9 protein-coding genes are annotated in these 7472 nt (G+C 72.8%); 6 read left to right on the forward strand and 3 right to left on the reverse strand.

Annotated elements, in window-relative coordinates; translation table 11 throughout:
* Positions 1-60 precede the first annotated feature (60 nt).
* The 4 genes from RB150_09755 to RB150_09770 are packed head-to-tail and all read left to right on the forward strand — an operon-like array spanning position 61 to position 2918.
* Positions 61-801, forward strand: coding sequence for a response regulator transcription factor (locus tag RB150_09755; protein MDQ7820819.1), 741 nt, complete (start codon positions 61-63; stop codon positions 799-801).
* Positions 794-1951 carry an ATP-binding protein gene (locus RB150_09760; protein MDQ7820820.1) on the forward strand — a complete coding sequence of 386 codons (1158 nt, stop codon included), beginning with the start codon at positions 794-796 and terminating at the stop codon, positions 1949-1951. The genes RB150_09755 and RB150_09760 overlap by 8 nt, the downstream gene beginning before the upstream one ends.
* The gene (locus tag RB150_09765; protein MDQ7820821.1) at positions 1948-2445 is read left to right on the forward strand and encodes a hypothetical protein; all 498 of its coding nucleotides are present in this window, start codon (positions 1948-1950) and stop codon (positions 2443-2445) included. Before RB150_09760 ends, RB150_09765 begins: the two co-directional genes overlap by 4 nt.
* Positions 2433-2918: a hypothetical protein gene (locus RB150_09770; protein ID MDQ7820822.1), complete on the forward strand. Its 486-nt coding sequence runs from the start codon at positions 2433-2435 to the stop codon at positions 2916-2918. The genes RB150_09765 and RB150_09770 overlap by 13 nt, the downstream gene beginning before the upstream one ends.
* A 15-nt stretch (positions 2919-2933) precedes the next feature.
* Here the strand turns inward: RB150_09770 and RB150_09775 are convergent, their stop codons facing one another.
* The 3 genes from RB150_09775 to RB150_09785 form a co-directional block, all read right to left on the reverse strand.
* The gene (locus tag RB150_09775; protein MDQ7820823.1) at positions 2934-3329 is read right to left on the reverse strand and encodes a DUF3795 domain-containing protein; all 396 of its coding nucleotides are present in this window, start codon (positions 3327-3329) and stop codon (positions 2934-2936) included.
* A gap of 117 nt (positions 3330-3446) precedes the next feature.
* Entirely contained in the window at positions 3447-4286 is an 840-nt protein-coding gene (locus RB150_09780) for a vitamin K epoxide reductase family protein (protein ID MDQ7820824.1), read from the reverse strand.
* 70 nt (positions 4287-4356) lie between these two features.
* A complete protein-coding gene (locus RB150_09785) occupies positions 4357-4932 on the reverse strand; it encodes a DoxX family protein (protein MDQ7820825.1) in 576 nt (191 codons plus the stop codon).
* Positions 4933-5108: 176 nt separating this feature from the next.
* Between RB150_09785 and RB150_09790 the strand changes: the two genes are divergently transcribed.
* Together RB150_09790 and RB150_09795 are read left to right on the forward strand one after the other, a co-directional pair.
* The gene (locus RB150_09790) at positions 5109-6845 is read left to right on the forward strand and encodes a HAMP domain-containing protein (protein ID MDQ7820826.1); all 1737 of its coding nucleotides are present in this window, start codon (positions 5109-5111) and stop codon (positions 6843-6845) included.
* Entirely contained in the window at positions 6817-7470 is a 654-nt protein-coding gene (locus tag RB150_09795) for a response regulator transcription factor (GenBank protein ID MDQ7820827.1), read from the forward strand. The genes RB150_09790 and RB150_09795 overlap by 29 nt, the downstream gene beginning before the upstream one ends.
* Positions 7471-7472 lie beyond the last annotated feature (2 nt).

The raw sequence follows: 7472 nt of genomic DNA on the forward strand, positions 1-7472 counted from the left end.
GCCTCCGGGAGACCGGCGTGACGGCCGCGTCTCCCGGAGGCCGCAGGAGCGTGGTGGACCATGGGCCGGCGGGTGGTGCTTGTGGTGGAAGATGAGCCCGAGATCGCCGATGCCCTCCGCCAGTACCTGGAAAAGGACGGGTACACGGTGGCGGTGGCCGGCGACGGGCATCGGGCGCTGGCCGAGTATGCCCGCCTGCGCCCCGACCTGGTGCTGCTGGACCTGATGCTGCCGGGTCTGGACGGGTGGGAGATCACCCGCCGCATCCGCCAGCAGGGCACCACCCCCATCATCATGCTCACCGCCCGCAGCGCCGAGGTGGACAAGCTCGTGGGCCTGGAGCTGGGCGCCGACGACTACATCACCAAGCCCTTCTCTCCCCGGGAGGTGGTGGCCCGGGTACGGGCGGTCCTGCGCCGCGCCCGGGGCGGTGAGCCGGCGGCAGAGCCGGTGCGGGTCCACGACCTGGAGATCGACCCGACCCGCATGGAGGTGCGCCGGAGCGGGATTCCGGTGACGCTTACGCCCACCGAGTTCCGGCTCCTGCACGTGCTGGCGAGCCACCCCGGACGGGTGTTCACCCGCATGCAGCTCATCGACCAGGTGCAGGGCTACGCCTTCGAAGGCTACGAGCGCACTGTGGACGCCCACATCAAGAACCTGAGACGCAAGCTGGAGCCCGACCCGCGCCGGCCCCGCTACATCCTGACGGTGCACGGGGTGGGGTACCGGTTCGCCGACGAGGTAGCCTCCGCAGCCGCCAGGCCTCCCGAGCGCGGCCGGGAGGAGTCCGATGCGTAGTCTCCGGGGGCGGCTCATCCTGGTCCTGGTCCTGGTGGCCTGGCTGTCGGTGGCGGTGGTGGGGGTGGTGACCGCCCGCCTGACGGCCCAGCGGTTCGCCCTCTACCTGCGGCACAGCCCGATGATGCGCACGATGCCCGGCATGGAGGCGATGATGCGGGCCATGATGGGCGCGCCCGAGCAGGAGTTTCTCCGGGGGGTGCGCCGGGCCATCTGGACCGCTGCCATCCTGGGGCTGGTGGTGGCGGTGGCCGTGGGCACCCTGACCGCGCGCCAGCTGACCCGGCCCCTGGGGCGCCTGGCCGAAGCCGCCCGGCGGGTGGCGCGGGGGGACCTGACGGCCCACGTGGAGGTGGAGTCCGACGACGAGCTGGGCGAGGTGGCGCGGACCTTCAACGCCATGGTGGCCGAGATCCACCGCAGCGAGGAGGACCGCCGCCGGCTGCTGGCCGACATCGCCCACGAGCTGGGAACGCCCCTGGCCGCGCTTCAGGCCAACGTGGAAGGCATGCTGGACGGCGTGGTGCAGCCCACGCCCGCCAAGCTGGCCGCCCTGCACACCCAGATCCAGCTGCTGGCCCGCCTGGTCCGGGACCTGCGGGATCTCACCCTGGCCCAGCAGGGACGGCTGCCGCTGGACCGGCAGTTGGTGGATCTCGCCGAGGTGATCCGACAGGTGGTGGACGTGACCCGGCCCGCGGCCGAGGAAAAAGGCGTCGTTCTGACGTCCGCCGCCGACGGACCCCTGACGGTGCCCGCCGACCGTGAGCGCATCTCCCAGGTGCTGCACAACCTGCTGGCCAACGCCGTCCGCTACACCGAGGCGGGCGGGCGCATCGCGGTGGCGGCCCGCCGCCAGGGCTCCGAGGTGTGGGTCGAGGTCGCCGACACCGGCGTGGGCATCCCGGCCTCCGAGTTGCCCTACGTCTTCGACCGCTTCCACCGGGTGGATCGCTCGCGCTCGCGCAGCAGCGGGGGGGCGGGGCTGGGACTGGCCATCGTCAAGCACCTGGTGGAGGCCCACGGCGGGCGGGTGTGGGTCCGCAGCCAGGTGGGTCGCGGCAGCACGTTCGGGTTTGCGCTGCCCGCCGCCGAGGCCCCGACCGCTCCCGCGTCGCCGACGGGGGCCGAGGGGAGGGAGGAGAGATGAACCGCCGATCTGTCGTGCGCCTGTGCGGGAGCGCCGCGGTGGCCGCGGCGGTTGTGCTGGCCGGCCTGCCGGCGTGGGGGGCGGGACCGGCCGGACCGGACCGGTCACACATGGTGGAACGGCGGGTGGGCGATGGCCACGCGCTGCGGGATGCGGGGTGGGGGGGAGTGCAGATCCAGGTCGTCCACCTGAGCCCGGACGCCGTCCCGTCCGCCGCCCGGACTCTTCTCGGTCGCTATCCCCTGGACCGTTACACGATCTTCCTGGTGTCCCTGGACACCCACGCCGGGGATCTGAGCGGCTACGACATGGCCGCCCTCTCCGAGCTCGTCGCCGCCGGGAAGACGTACGCGCCGGTGCGGTGGGAGGGGATTGCCGAGAGCAGTCACCACCGCCTGGGCGCGTTGATCTTTCCTCGGGTGGACCTTCCGGCCGACCTGGTGATCCGGGCCGTCGGCGGCGTAGCGGCTCGGACCTTCCGGTGGCTGCCGTGACGGCCGCCATTCCGATCCGGACGGGGCGGCAGGCTCACCGGCCGCTGGTGGCCGGCGCGGCGGCGGCGGTCGGGCTGGCGACCGCGTACAGCCTGATCATCGCGCTGGCGTCCCGGTCCTGGTCGCACCTGGTGGCCCAGTGGCGCGCCGACGCCGTCTTCCTGGTGCTGGTGGCCACGGGGTTCGGAATCCAGGTGGGCCTGTACCGGCACGTCCGGCAGGTCGCGCACGGGGGCGGGGGGGTCGCCGCCGTGTCCGCGGGGGGTACGGCGTCGTCCACTGCGGCCATGGTCGCCTGCTGCCTGCACCACCTGTCCGACGTGGTGCCGTTTGTGGGGCTGGCGGGCGCGGCGGCGTTCCTGACGGCCTACAGGGTCCCGGTGATCGTGGTCAGTCTCGGAGCCAACGCGGCCGGGATCACCCTCATGGTGCGGGCGCTGCGGCACGCCCGGAAGGCAGCGACCTGCCACTGAGCGCGGGACGGACGCCTACGTCTTCTGCACCTGCAGGGTGCGCAGGGGACAGTAGGCGTCCCGCCACATCCTCTGCTGGCGGGCCCACGCGGCCCACACCTCGTCCCCGAGTTCGGCCCGCCGGGCGGCGGAGAAGATCCGGATGTCGTCGCCCCGGCTCTGGGCGGCGAAGTGCACCAGGAGCAGGCAGGGGAACTCCGGGCACAGCCCGCAGTGCTCCACCCGGTGCTCCTTGGCGCAGGAGTAGACGGGGCAGATCTTCTCCAGCCCGGCCTCACCCTGGGTCCCGCAGGTGGCGGCCAGGGCCTCGTACCAGGCGCTGCCCTCCCAGTACAGGCCGCAGATGGCGGCGAAGTCCTGCGGAGCCTGCTTGGGGGGGACGTCGCTCACGGAACTTTCGGCGTGGGTCATCGGCACTCGCCTCCGACATCCAACCTAGCCGACGTGGGTGAGGGTGGCCATCCGGCGTGCACCGTATATCCCTCACCCGGCCCTCTCCCCGACGGGGAGAGGGGGATGCGGTTGGGCCTACCGGCCCCTCTCCTGCGGGTAGCCGCTGAGGGCGGCCAGGTCCTCAAGCGACAGGACGCCTTCATAGCGCCGCCCGCCGATGTCCCAGGTGGGATACGCCCGAATGCCGGCCGCGGCGCAGAGGTCGGGCCGGCCCTGAGGGGAGCGAGGGTCGCACTCGATGTAGGGCAGCAGGGCGGCGGCCTCCCCGAACATCCTCTTCTGGTCCTCGCAGTGCGGGCACCAGTATGCTCCATAGAACTTCGCCCCCGTGGCCGCCAGGTGGCGCGCCAGGCCGGCGGCATAGGACTGGTCGGCGGACACAGGTGCGGAAGCCGCATACCCGGCCACCAGGAAGACGGCCGCGGCCAGCGCCGTCCCGCCGGCCCAGGCCCAGCTGCGGCTGGGGGCTGCGGCCGGTTGACGGATGACGAGGTAGGCGAGCAGGGCCAGCGTCAGCAGGGCGGACAGCAGGCACAGACTGCAGGTCACCCGGAGGACCGTCTGCTGGACGACCACAAAGACCGCCGAGGCCCCCACTCCCACCCCCGCCAGGGGCACCGCCAGGGACCACCGCCGCTTCGGCGGCGCCGGGCGCGCTCCCAGAACGAAGAGCGCGGCATAATAGACAAGTCCCAGCAAGGCCACCGGCAAGCCGAAGACGGCGGCGTACCGGCTGGACTGCACCACGTCGCACCCGCCGCCCAGAGGGCAGTACACCGGCGCGTGGGCCGCGCGGGCGTACAGCAGGTAGCCGCTGAGGAGGACTCCCAGGCCCGCGAGGGCTGTCAGCCACACGTCGGGCGACGGACCCGGAGGCCGCGCCGCGCGCCGCTGGTGAGGGGACTGCCTGCTCATCAGTTGTTATGGTGGCCGCCGACCTCCGGCAGGTCGATCAGACGGCCGCCCGATTCTTGCCGGGGTTCCGTCAGTCCGCGGGTCTGCCAAACAGCCTCCCGGGCCTCCAGGGGGTGCCCAGCAGGGGCAGCAGCCAGCGGTCCAGGCCGTAGGAGCCGGCCACCTTCCACGCCAGGATCAGCAGGACGGCGGCGGTGAACAGCAGCGGGTTGGTGCTGGCCGTGCCCGCCATCATGAAGTTCCAGTTCATGAAGCCGCCCACGAAGGCGGCGATCCCCACGAACGCGCCCAGGACCAGGGCCACCCCCACCAGCAGCTCGCCGTAGGCCACCAGCTTGGCGAACCAGGTGTAGGCCTGGATGTCCAGCAGCCACTGGAGGAAGGCGCGGTACCAGGGGAAGGCCACCGGCGGGCGGGCCGGGGGCGGGGGCACCTGGATGGCGCGCTCCCAGAAGGCCTTCAGGGCCGCCCCGGTGCCGGTCCAGGCCTCGACGCCGATCTTGTGGCGGGCGGCGTCGATCCACTGCCAGCCCAGCCACACCCGGACCAGCGCCCACAGCCAGGCGTACCGGGTGGTGTTGAACATCACCTGCACGAACGGGGGATCCTCCACGATCCGTCGCTCCGGCACCTCGCGGGCTGCCATCGTCCTCACCCCCTGCGGGCGGAATACCCGCGCTTTTGGAATTTCGGCCCCGGGGGGGCCCCGCGCCTGCCGGCGGGCTCGGGCGCTCAGCCGTCGCCGTATCGGTTCTCTGCCCGATGACAGGCGGCACAGCGCGCACATAGAGTGGAGAATGCAGGCCTGGTGAGGCGATGCCCATGGGGCTGCGGGGCAGGATCATGGTGTTGGTGGCCGTGGGAGTTCTGGCGGCCACCGCCCCCCTGGGCGTGATGGGCCTGGTCATGGTGCAGGCGGCCACCGACCGGGTCCTGGAGGAGAGGCTGGCCATGGCCCGGACTGTGGCTGCCCACCTCGGCGCGCGGATCGCCCAGGGCTGGAGCCAGCTGGATCAGATCGCCGCCCGCGCCGCCTCCCGGGAGACGCCGGACCTCCGGCGGGACCTGCCGATGCTGTCCGCCGCGGACCTGTTCTCCGGAGGCGTGGGGGTCCTCGACGCCCGGGGCGGGCTCCGGGCCGGCGCGGTGATCCCGCGCATGCTGGAGGCCGGCGCACCCCGGATCCTGGAGGTCGCCCGCACGGGCCGGCGGGGGGTCACCTCCGTGGTGCGGGCGGGCGATGCGGCGGCGGTCTTCCTGGTCGTGCCCGTGGTCTCCTCGGAGGGGACCGTCACCGGCGCGGTGGTCGGGGGCATCGATCTGGGCGGCCCGGTGTTGCGGGCCTTCGTGGATGGCCTCGCCCAGGGGCTGACCGGCCACGCAGTGGTGGTGGACAGAGATGGCACCGTCCTGGCCAGCACGCGTCAGGCGGATCTGTTCACCCGGGAGGAGCATCCGGAGTTCTTCGCGCGCCTGATCTCCGCCGGTCGTCCCCTCGTGGCCCCGGCCGAGAAGGTCGTCACCTCCCGGGGCGGCCGGGAACTGCACGTGATGGCCTTCGCGCCGGTGCCAGGCGTCCCGTGGGGCATCGGGGTCGGGCAGGACGACCGCGAGACGTTCGGACCTCTGCGGCGCCTGCGGGACCGCATCATCGTCTTCGAGGTGCTGGTCCTGGCGGCCGCCCTGATCTTTGCGTGGCTCGATACCGGCGCCGTCAGCGCGCCGCTGCGGGCCCTGACCCGCGCCGCCGAGCGGATCGCGGCGGGGGATCTGGCCAGTCCCGTGGACATTCACCGCAGCGATGAGATCGGCCAGCTGGGGGCCAGCTTCGAGACGATGCGCACCCGGCTGCTGCGCTCCCTGGAGGAGAACGCCCGACTGCAGGAACGGCTGCTGTCGGTGGCGGTGCTGGAGGAGCGCGAGCGGATCGCCCGGGAGATGCACGACCACGTGGGCCAGGTCCTGGGCTACGTCAACACCAAGGCGCAGGCGGTGCGGGCGCTGGTGGAGGCCGGGCGGCTGGACGATGCCCGCCGCCACCTGTCCCAGCTGGAGGAGGCGGCGCGCCAGGTGTACGCGGACCTGCGGGAGGCCATTCTCAGCCTGCGGATCGCCCCCGCTCCCGACCGCGGGCTGCGCCAGGCGCTGGAGGAATACGTCCGGCGCTTTGGAGAGATGAGCGGCCTTCCCGTCCACCTCGCCCTCGACGCGGCCGATGCCCTCGACGGCCTGCCCGCCGCCGCCCAGCTCCACCTGATCCGCATCGTCCAGGAAGCCCTCACCAACGTCCGCAAGCACGCCCGCGCCGGGCGGGCGTGGGTGCACTGCGCCCGGGATGGCGACGACCTGGTGGTCCGCGTGTCCGACGACGGGGTGGGGTTCGATCCCGGGGCGGGCGCCGCCGGCGGCGTGAGCATGGGGCTCGAGTCGATGCGGGAGAGGGCGTCGGCCATCGGCGGCGCCCTGCGCGTCTGGTCGGTGCCCGGCGGCGGCACCACGGTGGAGGTCCGCCTCCCGGCCCCGGGGAGGGATGGTCGTGCGCGTCCTGCTGGCGGATGACCATGCGCTGTTCCGGGACGGAATCCGCAGCCTGCTGGAGGCGCGGGGCGTAGAGGTGGTGGGGGAGGCCGCCGACGGGCGGGAGGCCGTGGAGGCCGCCCTCCGCCTGCGGCCCGACGTGGTCCTCATGGACGTCGCCATGCCCGGCGTGGACGGACTGGAAGCCACGCGGGCCATCAAGGCGCACCTGCCCGACACCAAGGTGGTGATGCTCACCGTCTCCGACGACGACCGCACCCTGTTCGAGGCCCTCCGCAGCGGTGCCCACGGGTACCTGCTGAAGAACCTGCAGGCCGAGGAGTTCTTCGACCTGCTGGCGGGCATCGACCGCGGTGAGGCGCCGCTGTCGCCGAGCCTGGCGGGCCGCATTCTGGACGAGTTCCGCCGCGGGAAGAGACCGGCCGAGCGGCCGGGACCCGACGAACTGACCGACAGGGAGATGGAGGTCCTGCGGGCCGTCAGCCTGGGCGCCAGCAACAGGGAGATCGCGGCACGGCTGCGCATCTCCGAAAACACCGTCAAGTACCACATCAAGAACATCCTGGATAAGCTCCACCTGCGCAACCGGGCGGAGGTGGTGGCCTACGCCGCCCGCCGCGGGTGGATCCGCCCGGACGGGACCTAGTC

This window comes from Armatimonadota bacterium (assembly GCA_031081675.1).
GTDB classification, from domain to species: Bacteria; Sysuimicrobiota; Sysuimicrobiia; order Sysuimicrobiales; family Kaftiobacteriaceae; genus Calidihabitans; species Calidihabitans tengchongensis.